The organism is Actinopolymorpha alba DSM 45243 (genome assembly GCF_000373925.1).
Taxonomy (GTDB): domain Bacteria; phylum Actinomycetota; class Actinomycetes; order Propionibacteriales; family Actinopolymorphaceae; genus Actinopolymorpha; species Actinopolymorpha alba.
Genome location: NZ_KB892773.1, coordinates 1 through 20541 on the forward strand (window position 1 = coordinate 1; position 20541 = coordinate 20541).

Consider the following 20541-nt stretch of genomic DNA (forward strand, 5'->3'; position numbering starts at 1 on the left):
GGCCTGGGCAAAGCGGTGTTGAACGCGGTCGACCCCGATCTGGCGGACAAGGTGTTGGCGAAGAAGCTCGCCGAGGAAGAAGCCAAGGCTGCCCGACGGTGCGAGTTGTCGCTGTACGACGACCCAGACGGATCCGGCACCCATATCCGCGGGAAGCTTGACCCGATTGCGGCGGACCGGCTCCGCACCGCGATCGAGCCCCTGTCCAAACCGCTACCCACCACCGCCGACGGGCTGGACCCCCGCAGTCCGGCGCAACGCAGAGGCGACGCGCTCGACGAACTGATCCGCCGCTACCTCGACTCCGGGGAATCCCCATCGCAAGGTGGGGAGAAACCGCACATCGTCGTCACCATCACCGACGAAAACCTCGTCAACGGCACCGGACTCGGCCGCCTCCTCCGCACCGGCACCTACGTGTCCGCCCGCACCGTCCAGGAGTGGGCGTGCGACGCAAAGATCAGCTGGTTCGGCATCCGCGACGGCGAAGTCGCCCTCTCCAACGGCACCCGGTTCTTCACCGGACGCCTCCGCAAACTGCTGGAGCTACGAGATCAGGGCTGCGCGTTCCCCGGCTGCGACCGCCCACCCGCCTGGTGCCACGGCCACCACCTCACCTCCTGGCTCAACGGCGGCCCGACGACACTCGCCAACGGGACACTGCTTTGCGGCCACCACCACCGCCTCATCCACCAAGGAGCCTGGCAAGTCCGCATGGCGCAGGACGGGGTCCCAGAGTTCATCCCGCCTGACTGGGTCGACCACCAACGCAACCCCATCCGCAACAACCGACTCCAAACCTGACGGCTAAGGCGGTAGATATTCACCGAACCATGACTATGGGCGCTCGGGCAACAACCAGTGGCGACCGATGGTCCACCCCAGGAAGCGCCGTCCGCCGGTAACGGGATCACAGCCGTTGTGGTCGAAGCTGCCACCCGCCACGATCGCACGTAGACCAGCCATCACGGGCGTGAAGCGGACCTGGAAATCCTCCCGCTGGCGACTCAGATGCAACTCGGCCCATTCCAGGAAGCGTTGCGGTTCCTGCGCGTCGGCCAGGGCAAGATAGAGGATCATGTGTCGCCACGCGTATGCGGAGTTCTTGACCGATTGCATCTGGGCTTGCCAGTCGCCGATCGCGAACTGCTGCCGCCGGCAGATCCACTCGAAGCACCGGCGTGCGAGATCCGGGAATTCCGGTCGGAGTTCGTCGGCGAGGTCCAGGCGATCGAGCAACGGAGCCACATTATGCGTCGTCAGAATCTGTGCCTGCTCGATGATGGTCCCGTTCCAGGCGACCGACCCTGAACGGCGACGATTCGCCGCTCCGGCAAGCTCGCGACAGAGCGCGGCAAAGCCCGGCGACGTCGGAGTGTCGTACCACCTCTTCTCGACGTCGTTCAAGGTGAGGAGTCGATCCAGCGGCAGGCCGTAGTACCGCTCATAGAGCGTGCCGGCGACGACTGGGGCTGCCGCCTGGGCGGCACGAAGGTACGACGCTGAGAAGTCGCCCATGAAGATGTCAGTAGCGAGTTCGTCGACCAGAGGAATGCGTTCGCCCGCCGCGGTGGCGAGACTCCGCAACTCCCGAACCAGCTTGTTGGGCAGGATTGTCTGCGGGAACGACTCCAGGACAAGCCGTACGGCGCGAACCAGAGCGGTCCGCGCATCGCGCCTGGAATCGTCCTGAGTTCCAGCTACCTGCACAAGAGCCGCGATCCAGGGAAGCTCCTCAAACCGCACCTGGCTTTCAAGGTTGAGAAGCAGCAAGGACCGGCGTTGGCGGAACGCGCGGTAGCTCGCTTCGTACACCCCACGTAGTTCCGAAGGTTCGATCGCGTTCGCGCGGACGGCTGCGCTCAGAGCGGGCAGGAGACGGGCGATTGTTTCGCTCGACCGGACTATGCGGCGAGCGACCAGCGTCTCGATTGGCGCCTCGAAACAGTGGGCGGCCTTCTCCGCAAGGGATGCGGGAATGGGTGCACCCGGATCGGCGCCAATCTCGGCCGCCTCACCCGCCGTCAGCGGACCAAGGCAGGCGTCGAGGTCGGGAATGCCGTCCTCATTGCCATGCTTGGCGATCCGATCAGCCAACGTCTGTGCGAGCTCGTGGCGGGACGGCAGGCTCGCGTTTCGGGCTTGCGCAGCACGAGTCCTGGCCAGACGTTCGCTGCCCGGTGCGCCGTGGCTGGTCACGAACGACGCGAGGATCTTGCGGATCATCCCGACGTCGCGGCCGGTGAGCCCCCGAGGATCTCTGGCGCATCGGCGAAGGTAGCCACGAAGGCGAGCGAAGTTTTCCTTGGCCCGTTCAGGCTTTCCGCACAGGCGATACCTCATTCGCTCCCGCTTGTACTCCTCCAGCAGTGCCCAGGCACGATCGGCCCAGTCATCGGGATAACGACGGCAGGGCCAGCCGCCTTCGACGATCGGACTTCCGTCGGCACGGCGGATGAGCTCGCCTGACTCAGACGTACGTAGGTGGGGCGTTTCGCCTTCCACGGTATCCAAGAGGAGTTCGACCGCCCGGTCGTAGAGCGGGGTCCAGACCTGGATCGCTTCGTTCATGGTCTGGATCGCCGGCTTCGGGCGTACCCCGCGCAACGACGTGATGACCTCTGAGGCCGGCCGTACGAAGACGCCATCACCTGACCGTGCCGGTCGATCCGATGGAACGGGATAGAACCGCAGCCGATCAAGATACGGCGAGATCTCGGCAAGAACGGCCTCGGCACGTGCGGTGTCGCCGCTCTGGATCAGCCATGCGGTCACGAGGAGAGCCGCCTCCTCCGGAACCGTTACCCGGTAACAGCCAGAGGAGAGCAGCGCGAGGAGTTCCTCGCGGCCGGCGTCGCCGAGAAAGTGATGGTTCAGGGCGGCACGCGTCTTCGTCGACGGCGGCCGCTGGATGTGGTGAAGCTTTTCGAGCTCGTGCGCCTCCAGAGGTCCCGCGGCCATGAGGCGACCAGTGGCGAACCCTCCGTGCGCGACTTCCAGCGTGACCCAGGAGGGGGTTCCGGCGACCGGCGTACGCGATCCATGGTCCAGCGTCCCGTCGAACATCCCAGCAAGAACCCGCCGCCATTGTTCGGCGCGGCTGGCCGCGGTTTCGCCGACGCTGCTGAGGGCGCGTATCAACTGGCCGATCGCGTATCCGGGGTTACTCGCATGGCGCTGTCACCGCCCATCCGTCGGCTCGAGACCTGGAGGCGGGATTCGAACCCGCGCCCGACCGGTCCGAAGCCGGTTGCTCCGCCACTGAGCTTCTCCAGGATGACTGGGCACCGGACGCTACACCGTCGGCCAGCCTTCCGGCACTGTCATTACGGCTGATTCCTTCTGTGAGCGCGTCGTCCGAGCGGGCGGAGCCAGAGCGTTGCCGCGCCGATTGTGGACAGGCACGCTCGCCTTAACGGCTGTCGTTCGTCGGCTCGCCTGTGGGAGGGTCTACCGGGACTACGTCGACGATCAGGTGGCCGCGTGGGCTCACCGTCGTCGGGGTGGTTCGTAGCAGGCAGCAGGTAGCAGTCGCGTTGGAAGGAATTCGCTTCGGTGAGCAAGGTTCGGGTAGCTGTGGTGGGTTGCGGTGGCGCCGCGACATGGCATGCGTCCGCACTGGCGAGTGCGTCCGACTTCGAGGTCGTGGCCCTGGTGGAGCCGAGCGCCGAGAGTCTGGAGCTGTTCGTCTCCAGGGTCCCGATGGTGGCCGGCGTTCCGACGTTCGCTGACGTGGAGCAGATGTACGACGCGGTGGAGGTCGACGCCCTCGCGATCGTCACCCCGCACACGCTGCACCACCCCATCGTGATGAGCGCGATCAAGCGAAACCTGCACGTGCTGTGCGAGAAGCCGCTCACGTGTACGTCGGCGCACGCCCGCGAGATCGAAGCGGCTGCCGATGCGGCCGGGGTCACGGTGATGGTCAGCTACCAGCGCCGGTTCGATCCTGCCTACACGTACATGCGGAACGCCATTGTGGCGGGTGAGCTGGGAGAGCTGCGGACGATCGCGATCACCTGCGGCCAGCGCTGGTTGCGCAACACCGAGGGTACGTGGCGACAGAACCCTGCCCTGTCCGGCGGCGGGATGCTCATGGACAGCGGGTCCCACCTGGCCGACATGTTCCTGTGGCTGGTCGACAAGCCGGTGGAGTCGGTGTCCGCGCTCGTCGACAACGCGGGTTCGCCCGTCGACATCAACTCCGTTGCGACCGTCAGCTTCGCGGGCGGTGTCCAGGGGCAGTTCACGGTTGTCGGCGACCTCGCGACGACGTGGATGGAAAACGTCGTCATCTCCGGGACGACCGGTCTCCTGCGGTACGAAACCGAGCCGCAGCATCCCTGGCGTACCGGCCGGGTGACCCACTACCGCGACGGCGGGATCGTCTCGCCGCTCGACCTGCCCGACGGCCCAGGTGTTCACAATTCCTGGTTGGCGGCGATCCGCGGCGAGGCGCCGAACCCATCGCCCGTCGGCGGTGCGGTCCGCGTAGCCGAACTCAGCGAGGCGATCTACCAGTCCGCGCAGCAGCGTGCCACCGTCACCCTCAACGGCCGCTGAGCCGCGACCCGTGGACGGCCGCCGGTGAGAGGCGTTCTGCACCTTCGAGCCGGCGGCGACACCTTCACACCTGAGCTTGTCGAGGCGTTCCTGGCCGAATACACCCGGCCAGGCGACGTCGTCTTTGATCCGTTCGCTGGCTTTGGTACGACCCTCATCGTTGCCGAACGGATGGGCCGCCGTCCCCTTGGCCTGGAAATCCTGCCGGATCGCGTGGAGTTCGTACGGTCTCGACTCAACGATCCCGCCGCGATCCAGTGCGCCGATGCCCGCACTCTCGATCGTCTCGACCTTCCCCGGATCGATTTCAGTATCACCTCGCCGCCCTACATGACCCGCGACGATCATCCGCAGAACCCGTTGAGTGGCTATCAGACGCTCGACGGCGATTACGAGGCGTACCTCGCGGACCTCGCCGAGATCTACCGGCACCTGCGCGGCCAGCTCGCGCCCGACGCGAAGGTGGTGATCAACGCCGCCAACCTTCACCTGCACAAAACCCGGCTGGCCTGGGACATCGGCCAGGCTGTCTCGAAGGTTCTCACGTACGAACGCGACATCGTCATCGACTGGGACGAACCAAAAGAGTGGTTCACCAACGACTATTGCCTGGTCTTCACTCCCTGACACACGCTCGTATGCGGCCGGGATGCGGATCGAGCGGTTCGCCGAGTCGCCCGATCGCGATCTTCCGCTGCTCCTGACGTTCCGAGCGACCCGCCCCGAGGTTGTTGCGTTCGCGGCGCCGGCTGACTAGACCGGAGGGTGGCGAATCGGAGGGGGATTCACCGGGAGTTCCGAGGTGGGTTCGCTGGAGGTGTGGAATGAGCGATGTCGACACCGACTTCACGTCGGCGGTAGCAACTGTGGGAGCGATGTCAGCCGATCCGGGCAACGAGGTCAAGCTGCGGCTCTACGCGTTGTACAAACAGGCCACGGTCGGTGATGTCGAGGGCAAGCGCCCGGGGTTCACCAACCCGGTGGGCCGCGCGAAGTACGACTCGTGGGCGAAGGTCAGCGGGATGTCGGCGAACGTGGCGAAGGAGGCGTACGTACGCCTGGTCGCAGAACTCGCCGGATAAGAGGTCGGTCGCGCGAAGGCTCTCCAGCTGATGCCGAGCCGGCCCGGTGTGCCAGCATCGGGGCCGTGACTGGACGCGCGATCGCGGTGCGCGCCGTGGTGCGGCGGAGACTCGCCCACCTCGGCGACGAGGGTGAGGAATGGCTGGCGGAGCTGCCCGGCCTCATTGCTGACCTGGAACGCCAGTGGGAGATCAGGGTCGGCACACCACTGGACGGTGGGACCTGCTCCTACGTCACCCACGCCCAGACCGCCGACGGTCGCGCCGCGGTGCTCAAGCTCGCGATCCCCGAGCCAGGCTTCGCCAGCCAGGTCAGGACGATCGCCGCGGCGCGCGGGCGCGGATACGTCCGGTTGCTCGCCCACGACGTGGAACGCCGGGCGATGCTGCAGGAGGCGCTCGGCCCGTCCGTCTCCGACCTGGCCTGGCCGCCGGAGCGCGCGATCGAGGTACTGTGCGAGACGCTTCGCCAGGCATGGCAGGTGCCGCGCCCCGCCGGCCTGACGGTCCGTCCGGAAGAGGAGAAGGCGCGGGCGCTCGGCGACCTCGTCGCCCGGCTGTGGGAACGGCTCGGCCAGCCGCTTCCGGAGCGGGTGGTGCGGCAGGCCCTGCGGTACGCCGACCGCCGGGCAGCCGCCTTCGACCTCGACCGCTGTGTCGTCGTACACGGCGATCCGCACCCGGCCAACGCGCTCAGGGTGCCAGAGCCCAGACCCGGGGCGGAGTCGGGGTTCGTCTTCGTGGATCCGGATGGGTTCCTCGCCGATCCCGCGTACGACCTGGGTGTCGTACTCCGGGACTGGTGCACCCAACTGACGGCCGGCGACGCGCCGCGGCTCGCCCGCCGCTACTGCGGACTGCTGGCGGCCGCCACCGGGGTGGACGAGACCGCCATCTGGGAGTGGGGCTTCCTGGAACGCGTGTCCACCGGGCTCTACTGCCTGCGGTTCGGGGCCGACGAGATCGCGCGGCCATTCCTGGAAACCGCGCCCCTTCTCACCTGACGCCCCTCATGGGAATGGGCGAGGATGAACGCGATCCCCGACCCTTTGGAGACGACGATGACAAGTCCCACCCGCCCGCTCGGAGGCAGTGGCCTGAAGGTCAGCTCGATCGGGTTCGGTTGCTGGGCGATCGGCGGGCCGGCGTTCCGCGACGGTAACCCCATCGGATGGGGCAAGGTCGACGACGACGAGTCGGTCGCGGCGATCCACGCGGCCCTCGACGCGGGCGTGACCTTCTTCGACACCGCGAACGTGTACGGCGCCGGCCACAGCGAACGCGTCCTCGCCCGGGCCCTTGCCGACCGGCGGGACCAGGTGGTCATCGCCACGAAGTTCGGCAACCTCATCGACGAGGACACCAAGCACGCGGTCGGTCGCGACGCGTCCCCCGCCTCGATCCGGGAGCAGTGCGAGGGCAGCCTCACCCGACTCGGCACCGACGTGATCGACCTCTATCAGTTCCACATCGGTGACTACGACCCTGTCCAGGCGGAGGAGGTGGTCGCCACCCTGGAGGAGTTGGTCGCGGCCGGCAAGATCCGGTCGTTCGGCTGGAGCACCGACGACCCCGAGCGCGCGAAGCTGTTCGCCCGCAGCCCGCACTGCTCGGCCGTCCAGCTCCACGCCAACGTCATCGACGACAACCCCGCGATGGTGGCGCTGATCGAGTCGGAGAACCTCGCGGGCATCAACCGCGGGCCGCTCGCGATGGGTGCGCTGACCGGGAAGTTCACGCCGCGGACGACGTTCGCCGATGATGACGTACGCCGGAGATTCGACTTCGCGGGCAAGGAGGGTCGCACCCTCGAGGCGCTGGAGCAGATCCGCGAGATCCTCACGTCCGGCGGGCGTACCCTCGCCCAGGGTTCGCTCGGCTGGTTGCTCGCGCGGAGCCCGGCGTTCGTTCCGATCCCGGGGATCCGCACGGTGGAGCAGGCGCGGGAGAACGCCGGCGCGCTCACTCACGGTCCCCTGGACGACGCGGCGATGGCGGAGATCGACACGATCCTCGCAGGGCTCAACCTGCGCTGACCGGCCAGCGCCACGCTGGTTCGGAGTTACCCGAGCTCGGCGAGCAGCGTGGGCTCGGCGCGATCAAGTGCCGCACGAACGGCCCCGAGGGTGACGACTCTCTCTCCGAGCGTGGACGCCGAGACCGCTGGCGGCCCGACGCCGGTGCCCGCCAAACCGTCGAGCACGGCCCGGATGGGCGGGAGGATCACCGTCTCAGCGGCCGGAGCGTTGCCGCCGATGACGAAGAGCTCCGGGCTGATCAGCGTCGTGATGACGACGATCACCCGGCATACCCGGGCCAGCGCGGTCTCCAGATCCCGCCGTGCCCCCACCCGGCCGGACTGCGCGGCGGCCAGCACCTTGTCGACGTCTGGTACGTAGACACCGTGCAGCGGCGCGAGGTCCGCGAGAAGCGCGCGCACCGGCTCCGACCCCACCGCCCGCCGGTCGATCAGATCCTGGATGGTTCGGTGTACGACGGAGGTCACGAGCTGGTCGATCGCCTCGCTGGGGTCGGGGTTCCTGAGTAGTCCGAGGAAAGTGATCTCGCCGGTGCCGCCGCGCTTGCCGCGCACCAGCTCGCCACCGATGACGATCCCGGCGCCGACTCGTTCACCGGCGAGAAGGAAGACGACGTCGTCGTGGCCCGGTCCAGCGCCTCGCCAACATTCGCCAAGCGCCGCGAGGTTCGCGTCGTTCCCCACCGCGACGGCACAGCCGAAGGTCCGCTCGAACTCCGCGGCCAGGGCGAGCCCCGACCAGTCGGCGATGGAACTGCAGTAGGTGACGGTACCCATGTCGCTGTCGACGATCCCTGGCGTCGAGACGCCGACAGCGCGCAAGCTGTCCTTGACAAGGCCGGCGTCCTTCAGGACTCCAGCTGCCGCCTGCCGGGCGGCGCGGAGGCGCTGCGCCCGGCCCAGCTCTGGAGTCAGTCGGCGTTCCCGGCCGGCGACGATCGTCCCGAGCAGGTCGGCGACGACCACTTCCAGGCGGTGCGCGCCGATGTCGATACCGAGGACATGGCCGGACTCGGCTCGGAAACGGAGCCGTCGCGGTGGGCGTCCACGCCCGCGCGCGCCCTCAGCCTCGGCGGCGACGTCCGGCGCGACCAGGCCGATCCTGGTGAGGTCGTCGACAACGGCGTCGAGCGTGGCGCGCGAGAGTCCGGCCCTCTGAGCGAGGTCGGCGACATTCGATGGCCCTCCGAAACGGAGCAGGTCGAGAGTGCGCGCGGCGTTGATACGCCGCAGCAACGGCGGCGTTGCCGAAACCGGTCGTGGCATCCGCCGTCCCCTCTCTCGGTTGGCCGTTCATGCGTACCCATGCACTCGAGGCCCTGTGAGCGTAGCCCGGTAGGCATTCGACCGCTCCCGGCCCACGCTGTTCCCAGCTGAATTTTTCCTAGAGTCCTTGACTTATTATCCGGGCGGTCCCACCCTTGTCGTGCCGACGATCATGGCTGCCTGGAGGGCGACGATGCGAAGAAGAGTCGGATCCTTGCTCCTCACCGGACTCCTTACTCTGGCTGTGGCACCTGCTGCTCAGGCGGGGAACGCCCGGCTCGACGTGTGGGTGGAGAACGCGTTGAGGACCGTTTACCGGACCAGCACGATTCCCGAGAGCCCCGTCACCGCCATCCGGCTGACCTCGGCGCGCAACGAGTACGAAAGCGCCCAGATAGTGGTACGCAGTCAGGCGGATCTGACCATCAACAAGGTGAGGTTTTCCGACCTGGTGTCGCGTGCCGGCAAGGTGATCGCTCGGAAGAACCTCCGCTCCCACTTCGTGGCGTACGAAGACACCGCCACGGTGCAACCCAACGCGTTCTTTCCCGATCGCGTTGGCAGGCAGCTCTATCCCAGGTCGGCGATGCCCGATCCACTGTCCAACGAGAAGTCTGTCCAGGTGGACGCCAACTCCACCCAGCCGATCTTCGTGACGAGCCACGTCCCGGTCGGCACCAGACCGGGCACCTACGACGGCACGGTGACCGTCGAGACCACCCGCGGGAGCCGCAGGGTGCCAATCCAGGTCAACGTCTTCGACGCCACGATCCCGACCGCCGCGAAGGCGAGTTTCGTCAACTACCACTGGACGATGACGAACGGCTTCACCTGGGACGGGATGACCTGGAACGGCGAGGGCAGCCAAGGCTTCGACGTCGGGAAGTACTACTACGGCGTCGAGACTTACAGCGACGACTGGTTCAAGCTCATGGACGAGTTCGCCAGGACGCTGACGGAATACCGCACCACGATGACGTGGGTACGCACCGACCTCTTCCTGCAGGAGACCGGCACGGACCTGTCGGAGTTCACCCGAGGCATTCCCGACGACCTGGACTGGTCGTTGTTCGACCGCTACGTCGAGACGTTTCGGCGGCGTGGCTTCACCGGCTTCGCCAACCAGCATCTGATCCACGCGCTCAACAAGATGCCGGAGAACGAGAAACCGGACGACTCGTGGAACACCAAGCTGCCTGACCGGCTCCCCGTCACCGACGCGTTCTTGGAAAACTACCTGACCGCCCTGCATCGTCACCTGGTGGAGAAGGGTTGGACGCAGGAGGCGGGTCTCACGTGGTACCAACACATTCTTGACGAGCCGATCACGGACCGGCAGCGGAACTGGTGGACCTACGTCGCCAGAAAGATCAAGGAGATCAACGCCAGGATCGGCTCGGATTCTCAGACGATGGACGCTGATCCCAATGGCATCCTGCTCGACAGCAGGAGTAGGGAGTACGTCGACACCTACGTCCCGCTCACGCCGGCGTTCGAGGCGAAGAAGCCGGAATACAAGGCGGAGCAGGCAGCGGGTAAGGACCTGTGGGTCTACACGTGTGAGGTCAACACCCCGCCGTGGCTGAACCGTTTCTGGACCCAACCCACCCTGACCGGGCGCCTGCTCTTCTGGAACCTCCAGCGCCAAGGCGTCCGAGGACATCTCCACTGGGCGTGGAACGCGTGGTATGTCGGGCCCTGGAACGGCGATTCGTACATCGTCTATCCCGACCGGAAGAATCTCTCCGTCAAGAGCAGCTTGCGGTACGAAGCGCAGCGCGACGGTCTCGAAGACTACGAACTCATGCACCAGCTCGAGAAGTCCAACCCCGAGTTGGCTCGCAGGCTCGTCGACAGTGCGGTGAGCGCGCAGGACCCGCGGAAGTACACCCTGGATCCGGCGTACCTCACGACCATCCACGACTACCTCGTGCGTGCGGTCGCCGGTGAGGACGTGGGAGAGGTGCCAGCGCCGACCAGCCCGTACGCCGACCAGGACGTGCCGAGGACCTTCCTGGTCGATGACGCGGAAGGCGCGATCACCTACACCGGTGAGTGGTCTCCACGCCAGCGGCAGTACGCCTACCTCGGCGCCGTCCAGAGCTCCACCCGCGCTGACGACCGACTGAGCTATGAGTTCTACGGCTCGGGGATCGACGTCATTGTCGAGAAGAACAACGCGGCTGGAAAGGTCGCGATCTCAGTCGACAACGGTCCGCGACGGGTCGTCGATCTGTACGAGGCGGTGCGGTACGACTACTTCACCGCCTACCGTGCCCGTGATCTCGCCCCCAACCAGCGCCACACCATCGAGATCGTGAACCTCGACGGCAAGGAGCTGCGCTTCGACGGCCTTCGCGTTCATAGGTATGACGGTCAGGAGGCCTACGACGCCACGCTGAAGAGCCTCGACGTGACCGGAGTGCCGTCGCTCGACTTCGATGGCCGGATCACCACCTATCGAGTCATCGTGCCCACCGAGCGCGATGCGATTTCCGTGACACCGACGTTGACCGACGAAGGTGGCTCGATCGAGATCAACGGGTCGAAGGTCGAGAGTGGCACGACTGTCACCGCGAAGGTCCCGACCGGAAAGAGCCAGCTCAACATCCGCACCACCGCACGCGTTGGCCGGACCACCAAGGCGTACCACCTGAATCTCGTCAAGGGTGCCGTGAACGCACCCGACCTCAACGTCGCGCGGCGTTCGTCGGGGATTACCGCGTCAGCCACGCGTACCGGTGACGGCGGAATCACCTATGGGCCGTTGAAGATGGTCGACGGTGACTACGGCACGATGTTCGCCAGCCCGCAGGGATACAACGACACGCACCCGTTCCCGCACGAGATCGTCGTCTCCTGGGACCAACCACAGAACCTGAACACGATCGTTCTGGCCACTCGTGGCGGTTTGGCGCAAGGGCTCACCGATGTCGACGTGCAAGCCTCGGTTGACGGCAGCACCTGGGAGACCGTGGCCCGGCGGATTCCGTTCCGGTGGAAGCGCGATGACGACGATGGCGTGATGGAGTACTCCGTGGGTGACCTTCCCGAGTTGGCGAACGTGCGGAAACTCAGGATCCAGATCAACGACGCCAACTACGAACGCTGGAACATGTATGCCGTCTACGAGCTCGAGATGTACAACCTCACCGACCATGGCGAGATCAAGCTGAGTTAGCGGCCCGCTTACCCCGGGTTGTCATAGGTTTCTCGGCTAAGAGACCGAGAAACCTATGACAACCAACCCGGCAAGCACTCCGGCGGATTGTTAGCCGGGGCGGGTGGCTCCGGCCCAGGGCATGTAGTTGATGTTGATGTACTCCACGTTCTGGCCGGGTTGTGGCGCGTGGAGCACCTGGCCGTTGCCCGCGTAGATGCCGACATGGTGCAGGTCGCTGTAGAAGAAGACGAGGTCACCCAGCCGCAACTGCGAGCGGGACACCTTCGGTGATGCTTCGTACTGCAGGTGGGCGGAATGCGGCAGCGAGACGCCGGCCTTTTCCCACGCCTTCATGGTGAGGCCGGAGCAGTCCCAGCTGTCGGGCCCGGCCGCGCCGAAGACGTAGGGCTCGCCGAGTTGGGCGCGGGCGAAGGCGAGCGCCGTCTCGCCCCGGCCGGACGGCGTCGGGGTCGGCGTGGGCTTTGGAGTGGGCGTGGGCGTTGGGGTCGGCGCGGGCTTGGGGGTGGGCGTCGAGGTCCGCGTCGGAGTCGGCGTCGGCGTGCGGGTCGTCGGCGTCGGGGTGGGTGACGGGCGGGACTGCTCCTTACGCCGTTGTTCGGCTTCCTGGAGACGCCGACGTTCCTCGGCTTCCTGGAGACGCCGGCGTTCCTCGGCGGTGAGCTGGTCGAGGATCGCCTTGGCCTTATCGGCGTTGCGGAGTGCGAGCGCGCGGCGCGTGTCGATGGCTCGCTTGGTCTCGCGGAGTTGGGTGACGTCCGCGCTGCGAGCCGCCTCCTGCTCAGCGAGCCGCTTGCGCTCGGTCTCGAACCTCCGCAGCAGATCTGCCTGCTGGCCGGCGAACGCCTTGGCGGTGCTCATCTGCGCCAGGAAGTCGTCGGGGTCGTCGGCCACCAGGACGCGCACGCTGGTGTCGAGGCCGCCCGAGCGGTACTCCGCGGCGGCGATCCGGCCGATCTCGGTGCGGAGTGCCGCGGCTTTGTCCTGCCGGCGTCCGACGTCAGCGTCGAGCACCGCGAGCCGGCGGTCGAGGGTCTTGATCTGCTCGCCCAGCGTGTTGGCCCGCTCGGTGACCTGCTCGGCGCGTTCGTACAGCTGGCTCACCTGCTGGCGGACCTGCTCGATGCTGCCGGTGGGCTCGGCGAAACTCGGCGCCGGTGCGGCGGCGATCAGTGTGAACGTCACGGTGCCGAACGCGAGCAGGGCGTGCTCCGGCCGGCGCTTGCGGCGGTACGACACGGGTCGTACGCCCCTTTCTTCCTCGGACGCCTACCGGGTGAGCTGACGGGTTCGGGCCGGGAAGTCGCCCTACGGTCCGGCCGGGCGGACGGCGTACCGTCCACGGCCGATCCGATTCACCCCGGAAACATGTGGGTCCCCGGCTCCCCGCCGAAGATCGATTCAGCGGGGATTAAGCGAAGCAGCCGCGCCGACCGGGGTGGCCGGCTCATAGCGGGACAGCTGCTTGGGCGGCCACGTTAGTAACCATTTCGTGATGCTTCAACCGACCGTACGGAAAATCCGAAAGAGGGCCGGAACTGCGCATTCCCCTTGTCCTGGTTGCCGATAGACCAAGAGGTTTTGTCCGTAATGCTTCACCCGTCCACCCCTGGCATAGGCTGGCCGGCTTTCGTTCCGTCCACTGCCGTCAGGAGTCCGGTCTCGACGATCCGTTGCCGGAACGAACGGCGCTGAAGGGCGAGCACCGCCTGTGTCAGCACCTCGGCCAGCGGCACCGGAAGCTCGGCGTCCAGGTCCTTCATCGCGGCGACCGCGGCCGACCACTCCGCCTGGATCGCCGGCAGCATCGCTTCCGTCTTCGGGGTGAGATGCACGACCCGCTGCCGGGCGTCCGATCCGGGTTGGAGCTCCACCAGGTCCACCCGCGCCATCTGCGCCACCGTCTGGCTCGCGGCCGAATGGGTCACGCCGACGGCACGGGCGAGATCGCGGATCGACAGCGGACCGTCGGCGATCAGCGCCCGCACGATCGGCGAGAACCTCGGGCGGTAGTCCGTCATGCCGAGGTCGCGCTCGACCCTGGCAACGTCGCCGTCGAGGAGTTCGAGCAGGTGCCGCATGAGCGTGCCGAAGGCGTTGGGCTCCGGAAGGGCGGTCATGATAGAAACCTAACAGCACTGTTGCATCGGCGGTCTCAGGCCAGTGTTGCCACCCCGGCCGCACCATCAGTGGAGGCGCATCCATGACGGCGTTCCATCCGATCACCGAACCCTACGACCACGGGATGCTCGACGTCGGTGACGGCCACCAGATCTACTGGGAGGTCTGCGGTCGTCCGGACGGCAAGCCCGCCGTCGTCCTCCACGGAGGGCCGGGATCGGGGTGCGCGCCAGGCTGGCGGAAGTACTTCGACCCATCGGCGTACCGCGTCGTCCTGTTCGACCAGCGAGGCTGCGGCCGGAGCACGCCGCACGCCAGCGATCCGTCCGCTGACCTGTCCACCAACACCACGCATCACCTGCTGGCCGACATCGAGCAGCTGCGGTGCCACCTCGACATCGACCGCTGGCTCGTCTTCGGCGGATCGTGGGGTACGACGCTGGGCCTGGCGTACGCCGAACGCCATCCCGAGCGGGTCTCGGAGCTGGTGCTGTTCAGCCTCACCAACACCACGCGCGAGGAGGTCGACTGGGTGACCCGCGCGATGGGCCGGGTGTTTCCCGCTCAGTGGGCGCGCTTCCGGGACGGCGTCCCGGTTGAGGACCGCGACGGCAGCCTGGTCGACGCGTACGCCCGGCTGCTCGCCGACCCCGACCCCGTCGTACGCGAGCAGGCGGCCCGGGACTGGTGTACGTGGGAGGACAGCCATGTCGCCATCAGTCCCGACCACCGGCCCGACCCGAGATATGACGACCCGCGCTTCCGGATGGCGTTCGCCCGGCTGGTCACCCACTACTGGCGGCACGCGGCCTGGCTCGAGGATGGATCGCTGCTACGCGACGCGCCCAAGCTCACCAGCATCCCGGGTGTGCTGGTGCACGGCCGCCTCGACGTGAGCGGGCCGCCGGACATCGCGTGGAAGCTCGCCCAGGCCTGGCCCGACAGCGAACTCGTGCTGATCGACGAAGCCGGACACGGCTCCGGCTATCCGGGAATGGGTGAGACGCTGCTCGCCGCCATCGACCGCTTCGCCATCCAGCGCTGAAGCTTCGCCCACGGCTGCGGCGCATGGGACTCCGCGGGCAACCCCCAGAGGGTGTGGTGTGGCACCCGCATGTCGACCGGGCGATGCGTCGGCGATCACCGCTAGCCTGGCGGGCATGGCTCAAGTGGTCCTGCACCCCTCCACCTCTGACGCGCTCCTTCATGCTGCTGGGTCGATCCCCTACGCCAGGGGTAGCCGGTCCGCGAAGCGCCACGCGGTCATGCAAACGACCTGGAAGCTCCCGTCTCGGGAGCTTCATGGGATAGTTCGAGGCGAGAACGGCCTTCTTGCAGCCGCGGCGTATTTCTCGCCTTCCCGTGAAGGGATGTTCACGTTCGAGTATGGCCAATGCACCTGTGCGGGCGGGCTCACCTGCGAGCACGTGGTGGCGTTGGTATTAACGGTGATGGGGAGCGGATCAGCGCGACCCGCGCGAAGTGAAAGTCGACAGGCGCTGGCGTGGGAGCGGTCGTTGGGGGCCCTGCTGGAGCGTGGCCCGGAACGCCCGGCGCCTGCCGCAAGCCGATCAGCTGAGCTTCCGCTTGCGATCGAGGTCACGGTGTCCGCGAGCGCACGACCAGCCTCGCCTCTCCGCTCGACGGACAATGCCTCGGCATTGAAGGTGCTCGCGCGGCTGGTTCGGCCCGGCAAGAACAAAAACGGCTGGGTCAACGGCGGGTTGAGCTGGAACAAACTTGATTCCCTGCACTATTACGGCGAGTTTCCCGCCGCGCAGGTGCGGCTACTCGGGGAGTTCTACGCTCTCTACCGGGCAGGGGACTCAAGATACTCCGGTTATTATTCGTACGGCGACGAGAAGTCGATCTTCCTCTCGTCGTTCAACAGTCATCGGCTCTGGTCCATTCTGGACGAAGCTGATGCGATTGGTCTGCGGCTCGTTCACGGACGCAAGCGATTGGGGGCCCTCGACCCCTACACCTCGGCTGAGCTCTGTCTGGATGCCATTCGCGATGACGCCAGCGGGTCACTCCAGATCAGCCCGGTGATTCGGGCCGACGAGACAGTCATGGACCTGTCGCCGATCGCCTTCATCGGTGCCGATGGCCACGGCCTCATCTATGCCGACGCGGACATCGAGGCGGACGCCGATCACAACAACTGGCGGCTGCGGCTGGCAAGACTCGACCTGCCGGTCCCACCGCAGCTACAGCGCATGGTTCAGGGCAACCAGCGCCTGGAGATTCCCGCGGCTGAGCTGGACCGGTTCAGCCGCGACTACTACCCACGGTTGCGGCACCTGGCGCCGCTGATCTCCTCCGACGGATCCTTCACCCCGCCGGCGATCTCCGACCCGACGTTGGTGCTGCGCGCGTCCTACGGCGACAACCACGCACTCGACCTCGTCTGGGAATGGGCGTACGACGTGGGCGATACGCGGCTGCGCGAACCGCTGCGGCCGGATGCCTCAGACACCCCGGACGCCGGCATCCGGGACCTGGAGCAGGAGCGCGCCATCCTTGCCAACCTCGACATCCCACTCGATCAGCTGGGACCCCTTCGCGCGGACTCCGATGCTGTCGATCCTGGATATGACGATCCGCTGCGAGCGCTGGCTCCGCGGGCAGAGTTCGATAGCATCGACACCGTACGCTTCAGCACGGAATTGCTGCCGCTGCTCGCCGACCAGCCCGGCGTCACCGTTGAGGTGAGCGGTCATCCTGCCGACTACCGCGAGGTCAGCGACACCTTGCGGATCGGTGTGTCGACCCATGACGTGGCGGATGAGACGGATTGGTTCGACCTCGGGATCGACATCACCGTCGAAGGGCGGCAGGTTCCGTTCTCTGACGTGTTCATGGCCCTCACCAGCGGCCAGTCCCACCTGTTGCTCCCTGATGGCGCCTACTTCTCGCTCGAGAAGCCCGAACTCCAGACCCTGCGTGGACTGATCGAAGAGGCGCGGACGCTGCAGGACTCGTCCAAGGGGCCGCTCCGGATCAGCAGATTCCAGGCCGGGCTGTGGGATGAGCTGACCCAGCTCGGGGTGGTCAACCACCAGGCGAAGGCGTGGAAGCAGCAGGTGACCGGGTTGCTGTCGCTCGATTCGATCGAGGCGACTGAGCCGCCGGCCGCCTTCACCGCGGAGCTGCGGCCCTACCAACAGGACGGGTTCCGGTGGCTGGCGTTCCTGTGGCGGTACCAACTCGGTGGCATCCTCGCCGACGACATGGGGCTCGGAAAGACTCTGCAGACTTTGGCGTTGATCTGCCACGCCAAGCAGGCTGAACCCACCATCGCGCCGTTCCTCATCATTGCTCCGACCAGCGTCGTGTCCAACTGGCAGGCGGAGTCCGCGCGGTTCGCGCCGGGCCTGAAGGTCGTCTCGATCTCTGACACGCTGCGGCGTCGTGGCCAGTCCCTCGACGAGATCATCGCGGACGCCGACGTGGTGGTCACCTCGTACACCTTGTTCCGGCTCGACTTCGATGATTACGCCGACGCGTCCTGGTCAGGGCTGATCCTTGACGAAGCGCAGGTGGTCAAGAATCACCAGTCAAAGGCGTACCAATGCGCGCGCCGGCTACCGACGTCATTCAAGCTCGCCATCACCGGCACACCGATGGAGAACAACCTGATGGAGCTCTGGTCGTTGCTGTCGATCAGTGCGCCTGGGTTGTTTCCGAATCCGACTCGTTTTCTCCACTACTACGCCCGCCCGATCGAGAAGAAGAGTGCCACTGAACTCCTGGCGCAGTTGCAGCGGCGGGTCCGGCCCCTGGTCATGCGGCGTACCAAGGAACAGGTCGCCGCTGACCTTCCCGCCAAGCAGGAGCACGTTCTCACGGTCGAGCTCCATTCGCGCCACCGGAAGATCTACCAGACGCACCTGCAGCGCGAGCGGCAGAAGGTCCTCGGTCTGATCGACGACATGAACAAGAACCGCTTCACAATCCTGCGCTCGTTGACGTTGCTCCGACAGCTGAGCCTGCACGCCGGACTCGTCGACGACACGTATGAGAATCTGCCCTGTGCCAAGATCGAGACGTTGTTTGACCAGCTCAACGATGTGATCGCTGGCGAGCACAGGGCATTGGTCTTCAGTCAGTTCACCGGATTTCTCGGAAAGCTGCGTGACCGGCTGGACGAGGCTGGCGTGCCATACTGCTATCTCGATGGCAAGACTCGTAACCGGTCCACGGTGTTGAAGCACTTCAAGAGTGGCTCGGCGCCGATCTTCCTGATCAGCCTCAAGGCGGGTGGGTTCGGGCTGAATCTCACCGAGGCGGACTACTGCTTCCTCCTCGACCCGTGGTGGAACCCCGCGACGGAAGCGCAGGCGGTTGACCGCGTCCACCGGATCGGGCAGACCCGCAATGTCATGGTCTACCGCCTGATCGCCAAGGACACGATCGAAGAAAAGGTAATGGCGCTGAAGGCAAGAAAGGCCGAGCTGTTCTCCAGCGTCATGGACGACGGCAACGTTTTTGGCGCCAGCCTTGACGCGGACGACATTCGTGGCCTGCTCGCTTAGAGCTCACAGGCCACCAGCCTCGGGGCGGGGAGCCCCGTCGCTCGGCTCAGGATTCCGCCTGCCGGCGCATCCGCTCGACGATGTCGACGACCTCGGTGCCCATGGTCTGGGTGTCCCGCAGGATTTCGTCCATCGTCTTCTCGAAATCCGGCAATTGCTCAAGAACCTGCCGCGGATCGGGTGCGCCATCGGCGAATGCTTCGGTCACGATCGTGTTGATCTGCTCTTGGACGTCGTCGCGCGCGAGGTTGGTGACGCGCTTGATTTCGGCCGCCAGCTCCTCGGATCCCATCCGCAGCATGCGCGGATCGATGGTCAGCTCCTCGATGCCGTTCGCCTCGGAGTACGACACGGTCAACCGGTCGTCGTCGGTCGTCGCCGCTCCCACCGTTTCCTGGATTCGCCGCTGGAGTTCTTCGGCCTTGGCCGCCCGCTCCTGATGAGCCCGCATCAGCTCATCTGGGTTTGTGAAAATCTCAGACAGATCGAAGAACTCCGACACTGTTTCTTCCTCCGGTTCGTCAGGTCAGATCGCGGTGCGCCGGCTCAGAACCCTGTCAGCACGTTGACCTGGCCCTTACTGAGCTTCTTCAGCATGTCACCCAGGGTTTCCAGCGCCGCGTCGCCCATGTCCTTGTAACCCTCGGCGTCACCGAGCCGGATGGAGTCGCTGATCCCAGCCTGGAACGTCCGGACCGCGACGAGAGCGGCGTGGGCCTGACCCACCTTGACCATGATCTCGTCCATGATCCGGATCACCCGGGGAAGCATCCGCGCGATGACCTGTCCGGCGTTGCGGATCGAGACCGCCACGCCCTGGCCGAACGGAATGGCCACCGCGATCCAGAAGGCCGCCGCGAGAATCGCGAGCACGCCGGCGAGGGCGCAGGCGATCGCCATCTGGATGAACCTCAAACTGCCGACAACGGCGGTGAGGGCGGCGGTTTCCCAGGCGAGGCAGTAGGTGTTCTGAACGCTGTCGCGGTATTTACGGAGTCGCTCGGAGTAAGCCTCCTGGTCATTCGCCTGCCAGACGTCAGGAGTGATGCTGTAGTACTGGTCGTTCAGGGCCTCGAGGTAGGTCTTGCCAGCCGATCCGGACTCGTGGATCCGCGAGCAGGCCTCGAGCATTTTGCCGGTGTCGGTGATGATCAGCTTGAGCCGCAGCGGAACGCTGGTGAGCACACCACCAGTGACCGTGATGGTCTGCCCGCCCAGTGACATCGACCGGTTGAGGTTCCACTTCGCGCCGACCTTGCCGAGCTGATTGAGGAGAAAGCCGCTCTTGTCAGCGGGGATGGGGAGGAGAAGCTCGGGCCACACGGAGCACGCGACGAGGGAGGAGCCGAACGCGGTCCAGCCGAGCACCTTGCCTGAGGAGAAGGCGCCCGCCATGGAGTCGTACGCGTTACTCATGCGTCATCGTGTTCCTCTCCTCGATGTCGCGCCAGTTTCGAGCGATGACCTGGGCGGCGTCGCTCAACTCCGTCGCGGTCTCGCGCTTGGTCTCCCATGCCTGCTCGACGTATTCCGAAGCGAAGAAGTACGCCAGAACCACGAGGAGACCACCGGCCTGACCGGCCTCTGTCATGAGGTCCTGCGCCTCGCGCGCGAGATTTCTGGCCGACGGCAAGGAATCCGTCGCCGCGTTGTCGATCTTCCTGCCGAGCCCCTCGATGAACTCTTGGTCGATGACCCTGCTGTCTCCCACGGCGGCAGTCTAGGTGCGCCGCTGAATGAGCCAACGATCCG

At 66.2% G+C, this 20541-nt stretch carries 16 protein-coding genes, 1 tRNA gene and 1 riboswitch; of the genes, 9 read left to right on the forward strand and 8 right to left on the reverse strand.

Annotation, left to right across the window (positions count from 1 at the left end; translation table 11 throughout):
- A partial coding sequence (locus B141_RS0125010) for an HNH endonuclease signature motif containing protein (RefSeq protein ID WP_020577930.1) occupies positions 1 to 804 on the forward strand: 804 nt, incomplete at its 5' end.
- 33 nt (positions 805 to 837) lie between these two features.
- Here the strand turns inward: B141_RS0125010 and B141_RS42580 are convergent.
- Complete coding sequence (locus B141_RS42580; protein WP_020577931.1) at positions 838 to 3066, reverse strand: hypothetical protein; 2229 nt, start codon at positions 3064 to 3066, stop codon at positions 838 to 840.
- A gap of 138 nt (positions 3067 to 3204) precedes the next feature.
- Positions 3205 to 3276 (reverse strand) — tRNA-Arg (locus tag B141_RS0125020).
- A gap of 279 nt (positions 3277 to 3555) precedes the next feature.
- Between B141_RS0125020 and B141_RS0125025 the strand changes: the two genes are divergently transcribed.
- The 5 genes from B141_RS0125025 to B141_RS0125050 all read left to right on the forward strand — a co-directional run bounded on the left by B141_RS0125025 (position 3556) and on the right by B141_RS0125050 (position 7681).
- Entirely contained in the window at positions 3556 to 4563 is a 1008-nt protein-coding gene (locus tag B141_RS0125025; RefSeq protein ID WP_157181264.1) for a Gfo/Idh/MocA family protein, read from the forward strand.
- Between the two features lie 24 nt (positions 4564 to 4587).
- Entirely contained in the window at positions 4588 to 5190 is a 603-nt protein-coding gene (locus tag B141_RS42585; protein ID WP_020577933.1) for a TRM11 family SAM-dependent methyltransferase, read from the forward strand.
- 197 nt (positions 5191 to 5387) lie between these two features.
- Positions 5388 to 5645 (forward strand): acyl-CoA-binding protein, encoded by a 258-nt coding sequence (locus tag B141_RS0125040; protein WP_020577935.1) that lies wholly within the window; start codon positions 5388 to 5390, stop codon positions 5643 to 5645.
- 65 nt (positions 5646 to 5710) lie between these two features.
- Positions 5711 to 6649: an aminoglycoside phosphotransferase family protein gene (locus tag B141_RS0125045; RefSeq protein ID WP_020577936.1), complete on the forward strand. Its 939-nt coding sequence runs from the start codon at positions 5711 to 5713 to the stop codon at positions 6647 to 6649.
- 57 nt (positions 6650 to 6706) lie between these two features.
- On the forward strand, positions 6707 to 7681 hold the full coding sequence (locus B141_RS0125050) for an aldo/keto reductase (protein ID WP_026257559.1): 975 nt from the start codon (positions 6707 to 6709) through the stop codon (positions 7679 to 7681).
- A 26-nt stretch (positions 7682 to 7707) separates the two neighbouring features.
- Here the strand turns inward: B141_RS0125050 and B141_RS0125055 are convergent, their stop codons facing one another.
- A complete protein-coding gene (locus B141_RS0125055; RefSeq protein ID WP_020577938.1) occupies positions 7708 to 8949 on the reverse strand; it encodes an ROK family protein in 1242 nt (413 codons plus the stop codon).
- A 193-nt stretch (positions 8950 to 9142) separates the two neighbouring features.
- On the opposite strand from B141_RS0125055, the gene B141_RS0125060 reads away from it, so the two are divergent.
- Complete coding sequence (locus B141_RS0125060; RefSeq protein WP_169512970.1) at positions 9143 to 12130, forward strand: glycoside hydrolase domain-containing protein; 2988 nt, start codon at positions 9143 to 9145, stop codon at positions 12128 to 12130.
- A 90-nt stretch (positions 12131 to 12220) separates the two neighbouring features.
- Here B141_RS0125060 and B141_RS0125065 read toward each other — a convergent pair whose 3' ends face one another.
- Together B141_RS0125065 and B141_RS0125070 are read right to left on the reverse strand one after the other, a co-directional pair.
- Positions 12221 to 13369 carry a C40 family peptidase gene (locus B141_RS0125065; protein ID WP_020577940.1) on the reverse strand — a complete coding sequence of 383 codons (1149 nt, stop codon included), beginning with the start codon at positions 13367 to 13369 and terminating at the stop codon, positions 12221 to 12223.
- Positions 13370 to 13381: 12 nt separating this feature from the next.
- Positions 13382 to 13547: riboswitch (cyclic di-AMP (ydaO/yuaA leader) on the reverse strand.
- A gap of 178 nt (positions 13548 to 13725) precedes the next feature.
- The gene (locus B141_RS0125070) at positions 13726 to 14250 is read right to left on the reverse strand and encodes a MarR family winged helix-turn-helix transcriptional regulator (protein WP_020577941.1); all 525 of its coding nucleotides are present in this window, start codon (positions 14248 to 14250) and stop codon (positions 13726 to 13728) included.
- Between the two features lie 83 nt (positions 14251 to 14333).
- Here B141_RS0125070 and pip point away from each other — a divergent pair, with 83 nt between their 5' ends.
- Both pip and B141_RS0125080 read left to right on the forward strand, forming a co-directional pair.
- Positions 14334 to 15296, forward strand: coding sequence for a prolyl aminopeptidase (gene pip, locus B141_RS0125075; RefSeq protein WP_020577942.1), 963 nt, complete (start codon positions 14334 to 14336; stop codon positions 15294 to 15296).
- A gap of 325 nt (positions 15297 to 15621) precedes the next feature.
- A complete protein-coding gene (locus B141_RS0125080) occupies positions 15622 to 18789 on the forward strand; it encodes a DEAD/DEAH box helicase (RefSeq protein WP_202805905.1) in 3168 nt (1055 codons plus the stop codon).
- Positions 18790 to 18835: 46 nt separating this feature from the next.
- Here the strand turns inward: B141_RS0125080 and B141_RS0125085 are convergent, their stop codons facing one another.
- The 3 genes from B141_RS0125085 to B141_RS0125095 all read right to left on the reverse strand — a co-directional run bounded on the left by B141_RS0125085 (position 18836) and on the right by B141_RS0125095 (position 20500).
- Complete coding sequence (locus B141_RS0125085; protein WP_237742799.1) at positions 18836 to 19240, reverse strand: YbaB/EbfC family nucleoid-associated protein; 405 nt, start codon at positions 19238 to 19240, stop codon at positions 18836 to 18838.
- 95 nt (positions 19241 to 19335) lie between these two features.
- Complete coding sequence (locus B141_RS0125090) at positions 19336 to 20205, reverse strand: hypothetical protein (protein WP_020577945.1); 870 nt, start codon at positions 20203 to 20205, stop codon at positions 19336 to 19338.
- A complete protein-coding gene (locus B141_RS0125095) occupies positions 20198 to 20500 on the reverse strand; it encodes a hypothetical protein (RefSeq protein WP_020577946.1) in 303 nt (100 codons plus the stop codon). Before B141_RS0125095 ends, B141_RS0125090 begins: the two co-directional genes overlap by 8 nt.
- Positions 20501 to 20541: the final 41 nt, after the last annotated feature.